General features: G+C 58.7%; 14 protein-coding genes and 2 pseudogenes. 10 read left to right on the top strand and 6 right to left on the bottom strand.

The window, feature by feature from the left end; all coding sequences use genetic code 11:
* Positions 1-112: 112 nt before the first annotated feature.
* From GSF67_RS20685 to GSF67_RS20665, 5 genes are all read left to right on the top strand, one after another.
* Positions 113-1,039, top strand: coding sequence for a hypothetical protein (locus GSF67_RS20685; RefSeq protein ID WP_006315643.1), 927 nt, complete (start codon positions 113-115; stop codon positions 1,037-1,039).
* Positions 1,040-1,170: 131 nt separating this feature from the next.
* Entirely contained in the window at positions 1,171-3,420 is a 2,250-nt protein-coding gene (locus tag GSF67_RS20680; protein WP_006315642.1) for a polysaccharide biosynthesis tyrosine autokinase, read from the top strand.
* Complete coding sequence (locus GSF67_RS20675) at positions 3,413-4,090, top strand: hypothetical protein (protein ID WP_244399898.1); 678 nt, start codon at positions 3,413-3,415, stop codon at positions 4,088-4,090. Before GSF67_RS20680 ends, GSF67_RS20675 begins: the two co-directional genes overlap by 8 nt.
* A gap of 78 nt (positions 4,091-4,168) precedes the next feature.
* The gene (locus GSF67_RS20670; RefSeq protein ID WP_006315626.1) at positions 4,169-5,692 is read left to right on the top strand and encodes an O-antigen ligase family protein; all 1,524 of its coding nucleotides are present in this window, start codon (positions 4,169-4,171) and stop codon (positions 5,690-5,692) included.
* A gap of 16 nt (positions 5,693-5,708) precedes the next feature.
* Positions 5,709-6,914, top strand: a complete 1,206-nt coding sequence (locus tag GSF67_RS20665) for a glycosyltransferase family 4 protein (protein WP_006315622.1) — start codon at positions 5,709-5,711, stop codon at positions 6,912-6,914.
* 54 nt (positions 6,915-6,968) lie between these two features.
* On the opposite strand, the gene GSF67_RS20660 is transcribed toward GSF67_RS20665, so the two are convergent.
* Positions 6,969-8,063 carry a glycosyltransferase family 1 protein gene (locus tag GSF67_RS20660; protein WP_006315620.1) on the bottom strand — a complete coding sequence of 365 codons (1,095 nt, stop codon included), beginning with the start codon at positions 8,061-8,063 and terminating at the stop codon, positions 6,969-6,971.
* Between the two features lie 53 nt (positions 8,064-8,116).
* On the bottom strand, positions 8,117-9,265 hold the full coding sequence (locus GSF67_RS20655; protein ID WP_006315618.1) for a glycosyltransferase family 4 protein: 1,149 nt from the start codon (positions 9,263-9,265) through the stop codon (positions 8,117-8,119).
* A gap of 413 nt (positions 9,266-9,678) precedes the next feature.
* Here GSF67_RS20655 and GSF67_RS20650 point away from each other — a divergent pair.
* Both GSF67_RS20650 and GSF67_RS20645 read left to right on the top strand, forming a co-directional pair.
* Positions 9,679-10,935: pseudogene (locus tag GSF67_RS20650) on the top strand (SGNH/GDSL hydrolase family protein).
* 133 nt (positions 10,936-11,068) lie between these two features.
* Positions 11,069-12,493, top strand: a complete 1,425-nt coding sequence (locus GSF67_RS20645; RefSeq protein WP_006315612.1) for an O-antigen ligase family protein — start codon at positions 11,069-11,071, stop codon at positions 12,491-12,493.
* Between the two features lie 54 nt (positions 12,494-12,547).
* On the opposite strand, the gene greA is transcribed toward GSF67_RS20645, so the two are convergent.
* Positions 12,548-13,030 carry a transcription elongation factor GreA gene (greA, locus tag GSF67_RS20640; protein WP_035216471.1) on the bottom strand — a complete coding sequence of 161 codons (483 nt, stop codon included), beginning with the start codon at positions 13,028-13,030 and terminating at the stop codon, positions 12,548-12,550.
* A 271-nt stretch (positions 13,031-13,301) separates the two neighbouring features.
* Here greA and GSF67_RS20635 point away from each other — a divergent pair, with 271 nt between their 5' ends.
* On the top strand, positions 13,302-14,699 hold the full coding sequence (locus GSF67_RS20635; RefSeq protein ID WP_006315610.1) for a family 16 glycosylhydrolase: 1,398 nt from the start codon (positions 13,302-13,304) through the stop codon (positions 14,697-14,699).
* 77 nt (positions 14,700-14,776) lie between these two features.
* On the opposite strand, the gene GSF67_RS20630 is transcribed toward GSF67_RS20635, so the two are convergent.
* The 3 genes from GSF67_RS20630 to GSF67_RS20620 form a co-directional block, all read right to left on the bottom strand.
* A complete protein-coding gene (locus tag GSF67_RS20630) occupies positions 14,777-15,691 on the bottom strand; it encodes a TIM barrel protein (RefSeq protein WP_006315609.1) in 915 nt (304 codons plus the stop codon).
* A gap of 456 nt (positions 15,692-16,147) precedes the next feature.
* On the bottom strand, positions 16,148-16,438 hold the full coding sequence (locus tag GSF67_RS20625; protein WP_006315607.1) for a hypothetical protein: 291 nt from the start codon (positions 16,436-16,438) through the stop codon (positions 16,148-16,150).
* Positions 16,439-16,639: 201 nt separating this feature from the next.
* Positions 16,640-17,131, bottom strand: coding sequence for a hypothetical protein (locus GSF67_RS20620; RefSeq protein ID WP_006315606.1), 492 nt, complete (start codon positions 17,129-17,131; stop codon positions 16,640-16,642).
* A 172-nt stretch (positions 17,132-17,303) separates the two neighbouring features.
* Here GSF67_RS20620 and GSF67_RS20615 point away from each other — a divergent pair.
* Positions 17,304-19,256: pseudogene (locus tag GSF67_RS20615) on the top strand (BTAD domain-containing putative transcriptional regulator).
* A gap of 8 nt (positions 19,257-19,264) precedes the next feature.
* Positions 19,265-19,693 (top strand): hypothetical protein, encoded by a 429-nt coding sequence (locus tag GSF67_RS20610; RefSeq protein ID WP_006315603.1) that lies wholly within the window; start codon positions 19,265-19,267, stop codon positions 19,691-19,693.
* The last annotated feature ends 9 nt before the right edge of the window (positions 19,694-19,702 follow it).

Genomic DNA, 19,702 nt, shown 5'->3' with positions numbered 1-19,702 from the left:
CGCTTGATCCTTTGCTTGCGCTGTGCGATTTAAAAAGAAATTTTAGATGTTGGATAACCATATTCAGCATTGGATGTATTTAAAGTCGTATTTTAAAGATTTGGAGAGTTGGATGCCCCGCATTCATAACGGCTCGATGCTCGTTGGTGCGATGTTCGTCGCCAGCCTTGGTGTTTTTTCCTCAGTCGCCAACGCACAGACCGTGGAAACCCTTCCGCCGGCCGCCCCGCAGCAGACACCTGCGGTGGAGAGCGCTGCTACAGGCGCACCCGTCAAGGCAGCCGATGAATCAACCGCTGCATTTCTGGCCCGCGTCAACACCACCAATCCGGACAGCGTTTCCATCAGCGCTGCGGAACTGTTCAAGCAGTCTCCGACGCAGGCAATCGTCAAAGATCTTGTCACCATCGCGTCCAGCACGGATGCGGCAACGGCAGACATCACCGGAAAAGTGACGAGCGGTTTTCCGATCATCGCCGTCTCCACCAACGCGGCACAGTTCTCCGAACAGCTTTCCGCCCTGATCCTCAGCGATTCCGGCCAGCTGCCCACCGTCGTCGCACTGGCCCAGAAGGTCGGCAACAAGGACTTCTCCGAAGTTGTCGGCGAAGGCCTGGCGCTTGCCCATGCCACCGCGATGCGCAACGGCAACACGATCCTTGCAGCCGCCATCCAGCTGCAGACAAAAGGCCCCGGCGTGCCTTCCGATCTCTTGATTGCCTTTAGCGAAAATATCCAGGGAACGGCAGCCGGGCCGGCGGCAGCGGCCGCAGCGCCTGCCGCAGCATCGCCGATCGGCGGCGCCGGTTCCTCACCGGCCAGCGCCAACAGCATCGGCGGTTCGGGAACCGCGGGTACAGAAGGTGGCACCGCCCAGGCGGGTGGTGGCGCCGCCCCAGTAGGTGGCGGCGGTAGCGTTGGTGGAACGACCAGCGGTGGTGGCACATCCCCATCCACCACGACCAATAATTTCACTACAATCAATAACTTCTTCTCGACCGGCAATACCACCACGCCGGTCAGCACAAGTCCCGTTTGAGTTTGGCTTAGTTGCCTTTCCGAAATGGGAAGGCTGCCACCCGTTCTGTGATGCAACCGTGACTTGGTGGGCCCTGCGCCCGCCGAAATGAGCGAGGCTGACAGTTGTTGCAAAGGCACGATCCCCTCACAATGTCCGATTACGATAAAAGCGGTCTCACGGCCGAGTTTATCGACATCGATGCCGCGCTTGCGATTATCCGCCGGCAGTGGCGCGTCGTGCTTGCCGCAATCGCGGTGGCCGGGGCAATCGGCCTCGCCTTTGCCGCGACGGCCGTTCCGATCTATTCGGCCACGGCCACCCTGTTGATCGACCGCAACAATAGCCAGATTGTCGAACAACTTTCGACGATCGGTGGCGTTGTGGAGGACGAGGCCTCCATTCTCAGCCAGGTCGAGGTGCTGCAATCGGAAACCATCGGGCTTGCCGTCGTCGACAGTCTCAAACTCACGGAAAACCAGGAATTCAGGGCAACACGCGCCTCGCTTCTGAGCTCGATTTTCGGCACGATCCGCTCGCTCGTCAACGTATCGCAATGGTTCTCGCCGACGAAAAAAGAAGCTGTCATCGACGATGGAACGCTGAAGCGATCCCTGTCGGATCGCCTGCTCAACGACCTCAGTGTCAAGCGCATCGGCCGCACCTACGCGCTGGAACTCACCTACAACTCGACATCGCCGGTTCTTGCCGCGCAGATCGTCAATGCGGTGGCATCGGCCTATCTGCTGGATAAGCTGAACTCCAAATATGAAGCGACGCGGCGGGCCAGCGACTGGCTGTCCGACCGTATTGCCGAGTTACGCCAGCGCGCACTCGACACCGATCTTGCCGTGCAGAAATTTCGGGCCGAACATAATCTGATCACGACCGGTAATAACGGCCTGCTTTCCGATCAGCAGCTGGCCGAATCCAACAGCGCCCTTATTCTGGCCCAGTCGGAAACGGCAAAGGCGCGGGCGCGGGTGCAGCGTATCGAGCACATTCTCGCAACCGACGATGTCGATGCTGTCGTTACCGATATTCTCGACAGTTCCGTCGCAAACGATCTGCGCAAGAAATACCTGGAATCCTCGAAGCTAGAGACGGAGATCACCAGACGGCTCGGCAGCAGCCATATTCAGGCCGTGCGACTGCGCAATGAAATGCAGGAATACCGGCGGTTGATGTTCCAGGAAATCAGCCGCATTGCACAGAGTTACAAAAGTGATCTCGAGGTTTCGGAGGCGAAGGAAAAATCGCTTGCCGAGAGCGTCGCCAAAGCAACCGATATCAGCAATTCCGCCAGCGAAACACAGGTTCAGATGCGCGAATTACAGCGCGAGGCTGAAACCTACAAGAACATGTATCAGACCTTCCTGCAGCGTTATCAGGAAGCGATGCAGCAGCAATCCTTCCCCGTGACGGAAGCGCGTGTGATTTCCAAGGCGATGCCGCCCTACATGCCAAGCAAACCAAACAAGCCAATGATTCTGGTTCTGTTTATGGTCATGGGCGCAGCGGCCGGCGGCGGCATCGCGATTTTCCGCGAATTCCGCGATCGGTTTTTCCGCACCGGCGACCAGGTTCGCGATGTGCTCGGGCTGGAGTTCCTCGGCAACACCCCGCTCATCCCGAACCAGCCCACGACAGAGGCTCAGGAAAACGGCCATCCCGGCCTGACGCGCCCCACCAGCGTCGCCCGATATGCGGTCGATCATCCGCTTTCCTCCTTTGCGGAAACGCTGCGCAGCACCAGACTGGCCATTGATCTCGGCATTCCCGCCAAGACCGGCGCGCGGATTGTCGGCGTTGTCTCGTCCTTGCCGAGCGAAGGAAAATCGACGATCTCGATCAATCTCGCCCAGTTGCTGGCCGGACAGGGTGCGCGGGTTCTGTTGCTGGATGCGGATATCCGCAATCCCGGCGCCACGCGCGCCATGGCGCGTCACGCCGCAGAAGGCCTGCTCGAAGTCTTGCTGGAAGGTCGCAGCGTGCAGGATGTGCTGCTTCGCGACGAAAAGACCTACCTTGCTTTCCTGCCCACGGTGGTCAAACAGCGCGTGCCTCATTCCTCCGAACTTTTGACTTCGGCGCAAATGCACAAGCTGCTGGCCGAAGCGAGCAGCGCTTTCGACTACATCATCGTCGACCTGCCGCCGCTCGGGCCGGTGGTGGATGCCCGTGCGATGGCGGGACGGATTGACGGTTTCATCTTCGTTACGGAATGGGGCAAAACCGCACGCAGGGCGGTACGCAACACCGTGGAGAACGAGGTCCACATCCGCAAGAAATGTCTCGGCGTCATCCTCAACAAGGTGGACACCGAAAAGCTGAAGCTCTATCGCGCCTATGGTTCCAGCGAATATTATCATTCGCGCTACACGCGATATTACCATGACTAGGCGTGACGGCGTGATGCGCCTGCGGAAAATCCTCGCGGTCGCGCCAGTCCTCGTCATTTCCGTTTTTGTCCTGTCCGTCGCGGCTGAGGCATTTTCGCAAAGCCGGCGCTTCTCCGACATTGTCGCAATGGCGAAAATCGCCGACGACAATAACGGCCTTGCACCGGCTCTCCTTGCCGCAACGGTCCCTGAACTCAGCTCTGTCGTCACAGAAAAAATCTGCCGGTCGGATATCGTCAAGGCCGGGCTGCGGCTCATCCTCGCCGATCTCGATGCAAATGGTGCCGATCCAGCATCTGCTTCCGGCATGGCGCGGCTTGATTTTGCCGAGACCTTTATTCGCCATTCACTTTTTTGCCTGCCCGCAAATGGCGATGTCTGGCTGCGTCTTGCCATGGTCCGTTCCCTGCGCAACGCCTCGCCCATGGAAGTCGCCGTACTGATGAATTTTTCTCAGCTTTATGGACCCGCCGATGCCAATCTCATCCGCGGACGTTTCGTGATGTGGCAAAAATTTCAGAGAGATGCATTGCCCCAAGCCGTAGCGGCGCGCGATGCGGACACGGTTGTTGTCTGCGGCAAGGAAGGGGAAATCCTGCGATGGACCCTCGCCGCTGTCTGCCCGAAGCCGCCGCAGAGCGGCACGAAACGCCCGACGACGCTGCCATGATCCCACACGGTGAAAGGGCAAAGCCCCGCCCCTCTTTGGGGTTCAGCCACCACCAAATGTACCGGTAAAGCCGCCAGAATGTCGCTCAACGAAGCCAGATCAGAACCAGTCTTTTCCTCGCAGCCGCAATCGATGGCATTTCAGAACTATGCCCGGCCGGTCGCGATCGTCGCATTCTGGGCCATTTTTCTGCTGGCGCTGCTCAATCAGGGTGCCACGGACATCGAAAGCCGCATCGTTGTCACGGCTGCCATCTATCTGCTGCTGGTACCGGCGATCCTTCTGTTCGGACCGCCCAAGGCCGGTGCGGGCAAGGTGCTTCTTGCCGCCTGCTTTCTGTTGGGCGCGCTCATCGTGCAGATGCTGCTGCAAATATCGTCCATGCCCGCAATGGCGCGTCCCAACCCGGCTTGGTCCACCGCCGCCATGTTCACGCGGCTTGCGCCGGCCGCAACCATTTCGCTCACACCCGCGGATGACTGGCTCGGCCTCATGAGCGCAGCCCTGCCCTTCGGCGCCTTCATGACCGGCCTGGTGATTTTCGACACCGATGAACGCGCCGCCAAAACCCTGCGATGGTTCGCAATCGCCGGCGGCTGGCTGGCGCTGTTTTCGATCGTGCAATTCGCGCTTTTTCCCGACGCGCTCGGCTTCATCCAGAAACGCTTCTATCTCGGCAGCCTGACCGGTCTCTTCGTCAACCGCAATACCGCCGCGACCTTCTTCGGCCTCATCCTTCTTACCCTCGCCACGCTGCTGCACAAAAGCCTTCTGGCGCCTGACTGGGGAATGGTAAAAGCGCTTGTCGCCAATCGCCTGACCGTGCCGGCCGATCAGAAAAAACTGATACGCAAGTCGGTCGTTATCGGCGTACTCGCCGGCTTCTCCTTCATCGCTTTGATGCTGACGGGATCACGTGCGGGAATAGCCTCCAGCCTCGCCGCACTGATTTTCCTGATCCTTTTGACCGTTTTCAATTCCGCGCCGAAAACCGGTCGCAACGGCGCTTCCAGCCGGCGAAAACAGCGCGGGTCGAGACGTCGCGCCGCACTTGTGATCGCTGTCGCCATCGCCCTGTTCGCGCTTTTCGCCAATCGGGTGGCAATACGCATGGAAACGCGTTTGGAGGATGACATGCGCTTCTGCTACATGCCCGGCATCGCGCGCGCCATCACCGACAGTTGGCCGCTGGGATCGGGTCTTTCGAGCTTCGCCGAAATCTATGCCCCCTATCATGCCGCGCGATGTGGCGTGGACGCCGTCGTCACCCATGCCCACAATGTCTATGCCGAGGGCCTTTTGACGCTGGGCGCCGCTTTTCCGTTCTACGTGGCTTTTTTCGTGCTGGTCCAACTCACAATTTTTATTCGCGGGGCCCGCAAGCGCAGGAATTATCGTTATGCATCTCATCTCGGCCTTGCGGCGCTGCTACTTGTCCTGCTGCATTCGATCCTTGATTTTTCGCTGCAAATCCCCGGCTTCGCCATGGCTTACGCGGTTTTTCTCGCCCCCGTCGTCACACTTTGCCTGAACCCGCCCGGGGTGGAGCGCGACGCGCGCAAAAGGCAGAGGCAATCTTCAGCCGTCGTGATTTCAGAATGAGCGCAGGAATTTGAGCATGCGGATATTGCAGATAACCTCGTTGTTTTCTCCGGACCGGGTGGGCGGTGCGGAAATATTCGTGGAAGACCTTGCGCGTGGGCTTGCCGATAAAGGTCACACCGTCGCGGTAGCCGCCATCTCCCGTGAACAACAGATGCCGGAAGAACGCGATGGTTTTGCCATTCATCGCCTCGGGCATACCACGCCGTTCTTTATCGGCGACTGGCGCCAGCAACCGGAATGGAAGCGGAAATATTACAAAATCGCTGTGCAACTGGACCCGTGCCTCATTCGCCGGCTTGCGCGCGTCATCGATGAGTTCCGGCCGGATGTGGTCAATACCCATTCGCTGTCGGAACTGACACCGTTGATCTGGCCGATGATCCGCAAGCGCGGCATTCCCCTCGTCCACTCGCTGCATGATTTCACCAGCATGTGCACCAATGGTTCGCTGTTTCATGACGGGCATATCTGTGATGGCAGCAGCAAAAAATGCCGTGCCTTTTCCTATCTCCACCGGCGTTGCCAATGTTCGGTCGACGCCGTCGCCGGCGTTGGTCGCGATATCGTCGAGCGCCATGTGCGGGCCGGGTTTTTCACCCATGTACCTGAGAGCCGCCGTACCGTGATCTGGAACGCGATTTCAACGCCGGACGCGCCAAAACCGCGCACTGCCCGCGCGCCAGGAGCGCCGCTGGTCTTCGGTTATCTGGGACGTATCGAGGCGGCGAAAGGAGCGGACCTGCTGATCGAGGCTTTACGGTTCCTGCCTTCACAAGGCTGGCGACTGGTCATGGCGGGCCGGGCGCCCGATGGTATCAAAGCTTATCAGCAAAAAGCAGCAGGGCTCCCGGTCGAGTTTCCGGGTTATGTCGAGGCTAACAATTTCTTCGCCGGCATCGACTGCCTCATTGTCCCGCCTTTGTGGCCGGAAGCCTTCGGCCGCACCGTCGCCGAAGCCATTCTGCGCGGCGTGCCCGTCATCGGCGCCAATCTCGCCGGTGTTGCCGAACAGATCGGCCCGGAAAGACAGGAACGTCTTTTCGCACCGGGCAATGCCGCCGAACTCGCCGCACGCATGGCGGAAGCGATGCGCAATCCTGCCATGCTCACCGAAACGCCTGAAACGCGGGAACGAATTCGTCAGGGCGTCGCGCCTGAAGTAGTCGTCGCAGCTTACGAAAAGCTCTATTCGGATGTGCGCAGTGGCACTCAACCATAGGCCGGGTGTTGAGCCAGGAAGCCGCCTCTTCCTCTCCAACCGGAATCCCAATCGTCAGGCCTCAGCCTGAAAAAGCCGTGCATAGCTTTCGGCCGCTTTCTGCCACGAATATAATTTGCGGTTTTCATAACCCGCCTGGCGAAGCTTCCCTGCCAGTTCGGGATTTTCCAAAAGTCGTTCGAGGGCCGCAACAAGGCTTTGGGCGTCGGTTGGATCGAACGTCAGCGCCCCCTCGCCGGCGATCTCCGGTGTGGCGGAGCGATTGGAGCACACGACCGGGCATCCAAGTTGCTGCGCCTCCAGCACCGGCAGGCAGAACCCTTCATAGGTGGAAGGGACGCAAAGGCAGGCGGCGTGGCGGTAAAGTTCGGCCAGTTGGCGGTCGTCTATGCCCGAAAGCCGGATCAGCCGGTCCTTCAGGTCCGGATCAACCAGCATGTCGGCGATTTCCTCCGCCTCGTCACGACCTACATGCACGATATGCAGGTCCGGCCATTTTTTGCCGATCATGGCAAAGGCTTTGCCGAGAAGAGCGAAATTCTTGTTCGACGTCGCGTTTCCGACCGCCAATATGTAGCGACCGGCGATAGGGGACGCCGCATCAGCGGCATCGGGATCAACACTCAATGTGCTGTCGGAATAAATGGTGAGGCTTTTGGCCGCAGCAGCGGGATAAAAGCGCGCCAGATCTTTCCGCGTCGCCTCGGACACGCAGACGACCCGGTTCGAGCCGGCCATCATCAGCCTGAAGATGAAATCGGTCGTCAGGGTCGCCCGCCAGCCGATCTGCTCCGGAATGGTCTTGAAATAGAGATCATGAACGAGGGTGAGGCGCCGTTTGCCGCCCAGGGGACTTCCAAATGGATCGACATTAAACAGCACATCGATGCCATGCCGGCGGCACAGCGCAGGCAGCATGGCGGCCTGACGCAGCACGTCAAAAACCATGATGCGCGGCCGTGGCGTCTCCATGAGCTCCAGCCGGCTGTCACGTAGGCTTTTCGGCAGTTGCTCCCTCGTCCATGGCGAGCGCAGAATATAGTCGTCGGCCGTCTGCTCAAGCAGCCGCTCCAGCAGGCTGAAGGTCACGCGCGCCACACCGGAGGCCTTGCCGCCATATTGGCTCGGCATGTTTACGAGAATGCGCATTCTGGCCCTTCCGCCTGCCGGCATTGGCTATTTCTGTCAACCACGGGGCGAGACTACGCTGCCTCTGTCAGCAATGCGGAGACGGATCGACATGTCTCTTCCAGCGAGAAACGGTCGCTCACATCCTCCCGCCCGCTTTGTCCCAGCCTTTGCGCCAGAGCAGGATCAGACAGGATCGTACCAAGCGCCGCCGCCAGCGCCGCTGCATCCCCCGGCGGCACGAGAAGACCCGTTTCTCCGTCACGAATGATTTCAGTAACCCCACCACCACGCGTGGCGACGACCGGCCGGCCGCACATCATCGCCTCGACAACGACCCGGCCGAAGGGTTCGGCAACGATCGAGGTATGGGCAACCACATCCATCGACGCCATCAGTTCCGGCACATCCGAACGGAAACCAAGGAAGCGGACGCGATCATCCAGCCCCAGACGCGACGCCTGTTCGCGAATGCGCGCCTCATAGGCTTCTTGTCCGAAAAGGGCGCCACCAACGATAACGGCCTGCACACCCTCCATGGCGGCAAGAGCATCCAGAAACACATGCTGCCCTTTCCATTCGCTCAAACGGCCAAACAGGCCGACAAGCGGTTGCGGACCAAGGCCAAGCTCCGCTCGCAGCCGCACAGCCACATCGGGGTCACGAAGTTTTGCTTTTGCAGGGTCGAAGCCGTTGTAAACGATGCGAACCTTATCCGCTTCGCCACCGGCCTCGATGAACGCCCGGCCCGTCTCCTCGGAGTTGACCGCCACCAGCCTGGCGAAAATACGCGCAAATGCCAGCGAGGCCCGGCGGTTGGTGGCGCTGAAAGCCGGATCGGTGACGATGTCATGCAATATCCAGACGAGCGGCCGACGGCTAAGCTTCGCCGCCAGAGCACAGACAAAAAGCGCCTTTTGCGAATTGGCACAGATCACATCAAAATGTCTGGCTTCCCGGCTCAATTGCCAGGCAACCGCCATGACATCAGCCGCTCCGCGCGCCAGCGCGCCGAATGACGAGTTACGGCGGATCGACAGCATTTTCTCTCCGGCCGACAACATCACCGGCGGCCGCCCCGCCTCCGCCAGATCTTCCGCGGTGGCACCGCCACTGAGAAAACAGGCACGCCAGGAATGCGGTCCAGCCTTGACGAGGTCCGCCAGGAAAAGCTCGGCACCGCCCTTCTCTCCGGTATGACTGACAAAAAGAGCCGACGTCATCGCATTTCCCCTGCCGAATGCAGCCGCGCGCGGTGACTCTGCACTGGATTGCGGGAATGAGCGGCCGCCCCGTAACAAGAAATCACCTGTCGGAGCGCGACGAAAATATTTTCAACGGAAACCGCACAAAATTGCACGTTGCTAGATAAAACTACCAGAATTCAGACCTTTATTCATAATAAAATTCAATAACAACAAATATAAAAGTCAAATATTCTATTTTTATATTTACGCCAAAACCTGAGAACACTCAGCTGCGATCAGTTTTCTTTACTGTTCGCCGTTTCGCTGCCTGTGTCTTTTCCCCGCCCTTCGAGACCGGCTTATCCTGCGGCCAGACCTGGAGAACGAACGATGACACCGCTCAAAGACAACTTATGCATATATATGGTGCGAACGGAAGAGGTGGCAGCATGATCGGTGTAACGCTCGGTATCCGCCCGCAGAGCATCGGCGTCACCGGCTTTTCGGCCTCCGCACTTTCTCCCGTGCGCGCCCTGCTGAAGGCCGGTCGGAACGCCACGATCTTCGTGAACGGCGACAGCACCACTCATGCCGAAGCGGGACCGTTTCAGCAATTTGCCATGATGCTCGGCGATCTGCACGATGCGAAGGTGATACTATACCGCTGCGCGGAATGGGAGACGAACGCCACCACCGGGCCGAAGGCCTATGCGGATCCAGTCACCCTGCGCACCGGCAAGGGAGCAACGCGGACACTCTATCTCGCAACGCTGCCCGGCGGCATGGCGGTATATGCTGGCAGAGCAGCGCGCCGCGGCGCTGAAAATTCCCCGGCCCGATCTGTGTATCATGCATCATGGCCATAACATGCAGACCTTCGAAGTGCCGGGTGGCATCCTCGGTTCCGGCCGGTCCACCCTGCTCGGTCCGCTGGGCATGACCGAATGGCAATGACCAGCACACCACAGCTTATCACCACGCAGAACCCCCGGCGTGAGGGGACCGGTTACGACAAGGTCTATCAGGCAACCCTTGAGCTGGCCCGAGCACATCCAAACCTCACGCTGGTGGATACGCACGCCGCATTTCTGGCGAAAGGAAAAGACACCGCCCTTTACCCGGATAATATCCATCCAAACGATATAGGGTCCCGGCTTGTTGCCGCCAATCTCATCGGCAATGGTGATTTCATCGACTGGTCCAGCGCCATTCCGACGGGTTGGGGCCTGATTGCGCCGGGCTCCGCCATCAAAACCACAGAGGTTGTCTTTTCCTCATCGTTCGCCAGTTGCCTTGCCCTCTACGCAAATGGCAACCAGGCAGCCAGACTCACACGTTATTTCCGCAATTCGGAAGCAGCATCGTTGATTGGCAGGACCATTTCTTTCGCCGTGCTCTACAAAAACAACGAAAAGCAACGTCTCCCATATATCAACCTAGTCGCCAAAAGCGGCGGCGCAACCAGAACGATCTCATGCTCCGCCCTGCAATTCGGGCGCGGCAGTATCTCCGGCAACAGCGGCTGGATGTGGGCCGTTGCCAATGAAATCCCCATCGACGCCGATATCAGCCCGTCCGGATATAATTTCTACATCAGGATCCTTCCGGCATTCGGCACCAGCGCCCCTGCCTCGAATGAACCCGTTTACATTCAGCGTGTCATTGCTGTCGAAGGAGACTTGCCGAGAGGCAATCTGATCCCATGAAGAAACCGATAAAATATCTTGCGTGGCGACGTCATCAAGCCCACTAATGGTCACCATATTGTATTTATTGCCGCGCGGTAGCGCTGTCTCTACGGGACCGCTGAAATCCGTCGATAAAAAATAAAGGCCGCCAATGAAAAGACGAGCAAATGATGCGGCATCGCACCAACCCGCTTTACCGGGTTTTGTTTTTGCAATGCCGCTTTATCCTTCAAAAATAATCAATATTCCCGGCGTCTTTCTCGCGACATTCGTTTTTGCCATTGGTTTCTTCATTCAATGCAATGTTGTGACCAGCAATATTGGCCTACGTTTCCTCAACATCACCGACATGCTGGTGCTGATAACGCTGCCCGTCATAGCGCTACTTTACATTCGCTGCCTGACGCCCTCCATCGTCCTGTTTTACCTCCTGCCGCTGACGGTTCTTTTTGCCCTCACCACCCTCTTCGCCGACGCGCGGGGTGATGGCGAATTTTATACGACGGCGATGACCTATTTTTATGCGGTCTATTTTCTGTTCTTTGCCTATATGCTGTTCAGGGAAAACCTCCTCGAACTGTTCTGCTGGGGCATATTTGCAGGCTTCATAGCGGTGACGATCCTGCTTTTCCTGGACATCGTCATCCATGACCAGCTTGCCTCCCTCGGATTATCCTTCATGTTCGACGAGGCTGGCGTCCTGGAGCTTGCGGCAAAAGGTGAGATAACCCCATTGCTTTTGCGCGTCGAAAAGGCAGGCGGCATCTGGCCAGTGGGCAACACGGCTGGACCGGCCTTCGCGCTGGCCGGAGCGGCAGCCGCCTATGTCGCGGAACGGCAAAGACGGCCCGCGCTGTTTGCGGTGTTTTTGCTCATATATCTGGCTAGCTTCACGCTCACGCTCAACCGCTCTGGCGTGTTTGCCGTTCTCGCCATCGGGCTTTATTTCTACATCCGGAATTTTTCGATCAAGATGCTGCTCAGCACCTATCTCGGCTTTGCTTTGTGTGCCCTCGTCATTGCCGCCGTTCTGCCGCTCGGCGCTTTCGATTTTGCGGGAGAGGTTTTTTCAAAACGGTTCTTCGAGGATAGCAATAGCAGCAACAACCTGCATGAGCGGTGGGAGACGATCACCGGCGGTTTTCAGGTCATGTTCCAGCATCCCTTGGGCATAGGATTTACCGCTCGATATGAAGAGCTTGTCCGTATCGCGAAGATCGGCACCCCCCATAACGGCTTCATGGCCACTGCCTACGCTTCCGGCCTGGGATTTTGCTTGATGAGCGCCTTTGCGCTGTTTTATGCAATTTTCCGGAAACGCAAGGTCGGCTTTTTCGTCTATTCGGCAATCGGGATCATGATCGGCTATCAGTTCGAGGAGCTGAATTTCAATCCCGTCTTCATGGCCCATGTGGGACTTGCCCTCGCCTATGCCGCCATCGATCTGGACTTCAGGCTTTTCCTGAAAAACACGATGATGCGGATACTGGGAACGGCCTATGACGATCGTGACCGAGAGGAAAAAGGCATCATAGGGAATCCGGGTCTGAATACATTATTGTCCGATGGCAGATAACGGCGGAAAGACTCTCAGGTTGGTGGGCGTCTTATGCTCATTCCGGCACAGGCGTCAGGCAACGTCGATGATTTCGATCTCCCTGCCGGCGAGGCTGACCACGTCTCCGACCGTTTTCCCCATCAGTACCTTTGCAACGGGGGAAACATAGGACATCGTGCCCGCAGCAGGATCGGCCTCATCCTCGCCGACGATCCGGAACCGTTGCGTTCGACCATCATCGCGACTGAAGGTCACCAGGCTACCGAAGGCGACGACGCCATCCGCCTGCGGATCAGGCATCAGTTGTGCCGTGCGCACCCGTTCCGCGAAATATCGCATGTCCCGCAGGGGACTGGCCGAGAGGCGCCGTCTTTCATTGATGTCTTCGATGGCATTGGCCGCCTCGCAGGCTTGCCGCGCCAGCTGCAATTGCTGTTCCAGCGCCTTCAGCCCGGCCTGCGTCACCAGATTGAGATGAGGCGAGATCACCCGATCCGGCAGAACGGTTTCGGCTGCGGTTTCCGCACTGTCTTCCTTGGTAAAGGCTACGCTCAATTTTGACACTCCACTGCCGAGATGCCGCGCGGGCATCTTCCGAGCCAATCTTGCCATCGCCCACAGGGGCACGCCAAGACCACGCCGTTGGTTCAAAAACGGACATGTAACAGGCGGAACCGGCTGATGACAACGCGCCCGTTCAACAGCGCGATGCAACCAATAGGAAACATACCCCTCATAATTCGGCCTAACGAGAGGCTTTTTGCCCTGTTAGGGTGTGAAGCAGGGAGGAGTGAGGACACCAACGCGAACGGACAGGAGACGGTTCATGGCCCGCACAGTAGTGAATGCGCTTGGAGACACACTCTATTACAGCGGCAGTTCCACCGGATTTTTCTCCGCCACGGGTTCCGGACCCATGCTTGGCGGCACTACCGGCAATGATTCCATGTGGGGCGACAGTTCCGTAAACGTGACGATGGCGGGCGGCACCGGCGACGATATTTATTATCTCTATTCCAGCATCAATCGCGCCGTCGAAAACGCCGGTGAAGGCATCGACACCATCGATACCTGGATGAGCTATACCCTGCCCGAGAATTTCGAAAACCTGCGGGTAACGGGCGACGGGCGTTATGCCTTCGGCAATTCGCTCGATAATATCATCACCGGCGGATCGGGCAGCCAAACGATCGACGGCGGGGCCGGCAACGATGTGCTGATCGGCGGCGGCGGTGCAGACACCTTCGTTTTCACGAGCGGTAACGGCACGGATCTCATCATGGATTTCAGCGCCAATGACACGATCCGCCTCAATGGTTACGGCGTCACGTCTTTCGATCAGCTTGTCAATAACGCCACACAGCAGGGCAACGACCTCTGGCTCAATTTTTCGAATGGCGAAGCCGTCGTTCTTGCCGGGACCACCGTGGACGATCTTCAGGCCGATCAGTTCGAACTCAGCCTCGACAGATCGTCATTTACCCAGACCTTTGCCGATGAATTCGACGCGCTGTCGCTGCGCAGCGGCGGTCAGGGTATCTGGGATGCCAAATATTGGTGGGCGCCGGAAAAGGGAAGTTCGCTGACGGCTAATGGCGAGGCGCAATGGTACGTCAACCCCGCTTATGCCGGCACGGCGGAGGTCAATCCGTTCAGCGTTCAAAACGGCGTCCTGACCATCACGGCCGCGGAAACCGCGCAGGCGATCGCCGATGAAGTCGAGGGTTACGACTATACGTCCGGCATGCTGAACACCTATTCTTCCTTCAGCCAGACCTATGGTTATTTTGAAATCCGTGCGGATATGCCGACCGACCGGGGCGCCTGGCCGGCCTTCTGGCTCCTGCCGGAAGACGGATCCTGGCCGCCAGAACTCGATGTCATCGAAATGCGCGGCCAGAATCCCAACACGCTTATCATGTCTACCCATTCCAATGCCACCGGCGAGCAGACATCGGTCATCAACAATGTCAGCGTGCCGAGCACGGAGGGGTTTCACACTTACGGTGTCTTATGGGATGCTGAACATATCACCTGGTATTTCGACGATGTCGCCGTTGCCCAGACGGAGACGCCTGATGACATGCATGACCCCATGTATATGGTCGTCAACCTGGCCGTTGGCGGAATGGCGGGAACACCATCGGCCAGCGACTTCAGCGACGGCTCACAGATGATGATCGATTACATCAGGGTCTATTCGCTCTCCGACTGGGCGGCATGAATTAATTCACCGGCAGTCGTATTTGACTGCCGGTGTTCACATATCAACCCGTCGCGACTAAGCCCTGTGAGAGTGCATCACTCGGCAGCGAGCTGGGTGCGTGCAGCATTCAGCGACATCAGATGCCGCGCCGTTTCGAGGCTTGCCGGCTGCTCGGCGCGGTAACGGCGGCCGATTTCCATCATCAGCACGGTATCCGGCAGGAAGGTGAGTTCCGAGAAGATGTCCTGCCAGTCGATATCGCCCCAGCCGAGCGGCATATGCAGGTCGCCGATGCCCAACGCCGTGCTCTCCTGCGGGAAATAGGGCTCATAAAAGCCCTGCGGGCGGCCGAAGGAATCATGCACATGCAGGTGACCGGCAACCGGCGCCATGGCGCGAAGCTCGGTACGGAAGTCGAGGCCACGATAGGTGGATTCGAGATAGGCATGGCTGAAATCGATCAGCGCCACGACATTGTCGTGACCGAGAGCCTTCACCGTAGCAGCCACCTCGGTGGGCGTCTGGCGATATTGGCCGGATTCGGTGGAGAAGATGTTTTCAAGGGCAATACGCACGCCATAGGGCTTGCAGAATTCCGCCAGTTCGAAAAGCGCTTCCCGCTCACGGGCATCGGCATCGGCCCGTTCGGCAATCTGGTCGGCACGCAGCGCGCCGCTATGCTGAACGAGGATACCCGCACCGATACGATCGCAGAGAACGGCGAGCGCCTTGGCGGCATCGATCTGGTAACGACATGTCACCGGATCCATGAAATTGGACGACACCAGACCATGCACGGTGTAGCGGAAGCCAAACTGCTTTGCCAGCGCCACGAAACGCTCGGCGCGCTCCTCGATGATGCGGCCGCCGGCGATCAGGTCGAGGCTTGTCACCGCAATCTCAACGGTATCGCAGCCGATATCGGCAAGCGCGTGCAGATCGCTTTCGAGTGTGGTCAGTTCGCCGTCGTCCGAGCCGGCATTGAAGCCGGTACCTATAAGATTGCTCACGTCGTCATCTCCAGGGCTAAAAAGGTCATACGGGGCCGTGCGACAGCGCAACACGTCGTGCCGCATGGAAACAGGTCCGGCCGGTCGATTTTGACGTCGTCTATGCCGACCGACGCGATGTCGTCAGAAAAGTCCACGGTCGCCGCCGCTCGGTGGAAAGCGACGGGAACATGGTGATCGGTTTGCGTTGAAACCGATCATTCAATTAAGTTTCTTCATTTACAGCTTTATGACATTTCCGGGCGTGATGAACGGGATCTCCGCGAATACGCAGCGTCATCGGGAAAGAGCGCGCAAGAGGCTGTTGGGAAAGGCTGAAACCGGTGCCCGGTTCGTGAAGCGGCACCTGTTGCCGCGAACGCTGTAAATCTGGGATAACCAGGCGCCCGCGCGGCGTGGCGGCGGTGGCCCTGAGCGATCAGCGGACTGAAGACAGCGGTCTTCGGGCGAAAGCCATCAACCGAGATTATGGACCATGAAATAGATCAGCCAGCAATGTGCGATGGCCAATATCGCCCACGCCCATTTTGCGACCCTGATATCGGCATCGACAACCGTATTTCGTATTTCGAGCCTGCCCGGCGCAGCCTCCTCGAGCCGATCATCCAAAGCGGAAGGTGGCCGCGTCTGCGAAATCGGCTCACTGACAACGTAAAGCCTGTCGTTGCGCAGAAGTGGACGCGACACATCCTCAACGCTCTCCGCATCGGAAAGCGCACTGTCGCCGGAAGCACAGCCCACCGCCACAAGTTGCGGTGATATCCCCCTGTTACACACATTACCTCTATTGGGCATCATAATGTTCCACACAATAAAAATAAAAAAATTCAGGTGACATCCGGTAATGCCGCGCTTTACCGGGCATGCTGCGATATGCACGACCCCCGCCGCGTCAATCGCCCCTCTTTCTCCACGCCTTGCGCCCCTTGCGGCAAAGCGTCCCCACGATCAGGGAGCCAGCTTTTCCGGCAGGCCACGCCCGCCTGCGTAAGGTTTTGCCTCACGCTGGATCAGGAAGACGGACTTTTCCACCGGTAGCGGCTCGAGCGTCCGATAACGCTGAAACCGCCTGGAATATTCAAACCGGATGAGCCTGTCGTCGAACTTCCCCGCCAGAACGCGATAGCCGTTGACGAATTCATTCAGGATTTCCAGTTCTTCTCCCCACACCCAGCCGCCGTAAGACGTCCCTTCATTCGACCGCAGCACGATCTCGAAAAAATGCCCGCCTGCCACCAGCGGCATGCGAAAGAGAATATCGAGATTATCCTCGTCTTCCTCGTCGCCTTTTTCCACCGATAGTCTGGCATGGGCGACCTTCGCATGAACAAGCGCCGAAACCGGATAAAAAGGCCGGCCCTTGAACCACATGAATTCACTGACCGCATAACCGACATCGTCGGCACGCTGGTAAGGTTCGGTACGCGGCTCGAACGCCATGTAGCTTCCGTTAAACGCGATCACTGTCGAAAAATCCCGATGCCTGCCCGCCGCATATCCGCTGTTTTCCGCCCGTCATTCATTCTTCTGTTTCCGACAATAGACAGGCCGCGTCACACCAGCGTCAAATGGAACGCTATGATGACTTTCAATTTCCCGAGCACATTGTTAGATGATGTTTCATGAGGGGACGAACGTGGCTGGGAACGCTGAACTGATACCGATCCGGCTATTTGGCACCCCGCGCTGCGAAGCGGTGCGGGACGCATTTTTTCCGTCCAAGGGATTTGCCCTCACCGCCGCCCTGATCCTTGCCCCGAACCAGTCGCTTTCCCGCCAGCACGCCGCATCGCTGCTGTGGGAAAATGTCGAGCAGAAACGAGCGCTTGGCAACTTGCGGCAGCTCATCCTGCGCCTGCAGAAACTTCCCAATGAAGATGACGCCATCCTTCTGACCGAAGGGAACGATCTGAAGGCCGGAGCGCTGGCACAGCGCACCGATCTTGCCATCTTCCTGGCTGGCGCAAGAGCCGAGGACCCGATGCGGCGGCTCAATGCCCTGCTCGAATTCGGCGGTGATCTGCTGGAGGGTCTGGAGGCCGGGCAGGATCATCTCTACCTGTGACTGCTTTCGGAGCGCCGTCGCCTCAAGGACCTATTCTTTTCGAGCTATACCCAGCTGCTGGAGGAATTGACCCGGTTTGGGCGTGCGAGTTCCAACGACATTGCCAGACTGGCAGAATGCGCCTGCAAGATCGAGCCGGAGCGCGAGGAAACCTACCGCGCCGCCATGGCGGCCTATGCGCGAATAGGCAATATCAGCGCCTGCGAAGGCATGTATCAGCTTCTGATGGAACAGCTTCGTCAGGAGGCCCGCTCGCCGGAAGCGGAAACCGTGGCCCTGAAACGGCGGATACAGAGCCTTGCCGCAACGATAACCGGCCCGGCGGAGCCGGAAGAAGGCAGCCGCCGAAAAACATTGGCAAAACCGCGTGTTGCATTCATTCGCCCGACCCGGGTAGACGGGCAGCCGGTCCCCACGATCATGCATGCCTTTGTCGAGGATGTTGCCAACAGCCTCGTCCGATACCGCACCTTCACCGTGCTTTCGCCGCACAGCACCTTTGCGCTGGCCCATGACCGGGTAGACGACAGTTACGCCATGCTGCGGGCGGATTACCGCATCATCTCCACGGTCTTCGACGACAGCCGCATGTCCGTTGCGCTGATCGAGGATGCGAGCGGCGAAATCGTCTGGTCGCTGGAGGCGGTGCTGACAGAGCGGCATATCCACGCCGCCTTCCGGCTGCTCTCCAAACAGGTGGCGGCAGCACTTGCCCGCGAAATCGAGCGGCTGCAGGTGGAGCCCGACCGTAACCACAGCGGCGAAGCCTACCGGCAATTGCTGGAGGGGCAGCAGCTTCTGCGCGGCAAATGCGACCTGCCGCTTCTCAGGAGAGCACGCTCCCTGTTCCGCAAGGCGGTCGATCTCGACCACAGCCTGGCGGTCGCCCGCGCCCGGGTGGCGCAGAGCCTGCAGCTGGAATGGCTGATGCTGGGGGGCAATGACCCCCACCTGCTGCATCGCGCCAAGGCGGAGGCCGATGCCTCCGTCGAGATCGATCCGGCACTTGGCGTCGGGCACTGGATGTGCGCCGTCGTGGCGCTCTACCAGCGGGATTTTGACATATCCGCCGAAAAATTCTTCGAGGCGGAGGCGCTGGCGCCCAACTCCGCCGATCTTCTCCTGCAGCACGCCGATGCGCTCGCCCATTTTGGCGATGCGGAAATTGCCTGGAACAAGTTTCAGCAGGCCATCGACCTCAATCCGCTGGCCCCGGACATCTATTGGTGGGCCGGTGCCAGCATCGCCTTCAAACGTCAGGATTACGGCACGGCGGTGGAACTGTGCGGGCGGATGGAAAATGACGAACCGGCGCTGCGCGTTCTGACCGCAAGCCACGCCCTGCATGGCGATTTGCTCGCCGCCCGCGAAAGCGGCAGCAGGCTTCAGGAAAACTATCCGGGTATGACGGCAAGGGAGATCAGCAGCCTGTCTCCGGACCGAGACCCGATAGCGAATGAACGATTCTATCACGCACTTCGATTAGCCGGGATCAAATAGGAGATATTATGTCCTCGCATTTCTTCATTGTCGGAAAAAAGGGTTTTGGCGTTCTTTTCATTCGCACGGCGCCGCTTCGGGTTGCGTCCGTATCGCATGAAACGATTGCCGCTTATGAAGCCAGCCATCCGGGCGTGGACGGTTACGCCCGCGTGGCTGCCGCCGCGAAGTCCATGCTCGTTCGCCAGGACGGCGAGCAGGAAACGGAACTGGATCAGGTGCAGATTCAGGGCATCGAAGCCCTCGTCGCCGGCGGCGCCGTGGTTTCCGAAGCCGATTTCGCCTTCATCGGCGAAGTGGTCGATGCCGGCTGGGACTTCAACCGCATGGTGCAGGCACCGATCGAAGCGGCTCTGAAGGCTGTCGGCCCGGCGGGTTCCGTCACCGGCGAACTGTTCGACGCCATCCTTGCCGACGACAGCAACACGGCGCGCTGATGACGGCCC

Origin of the sequence: Agrobacterium sp. CGMCC 11546 (genome assembly GCF_013365515.1) — a bacterium.
Classification (GTDB): Bacteria; Pseudomonadota; Alphaproteobacteria; order Rhizobiales; family Rhizobiaceae; genus Agrobacterium; species Agrobacterium fabrum.
Note: the sequence above shows the minus strand (reverse complement) of the source record. Positions and strands in the feature narration are given on the sequence as shown.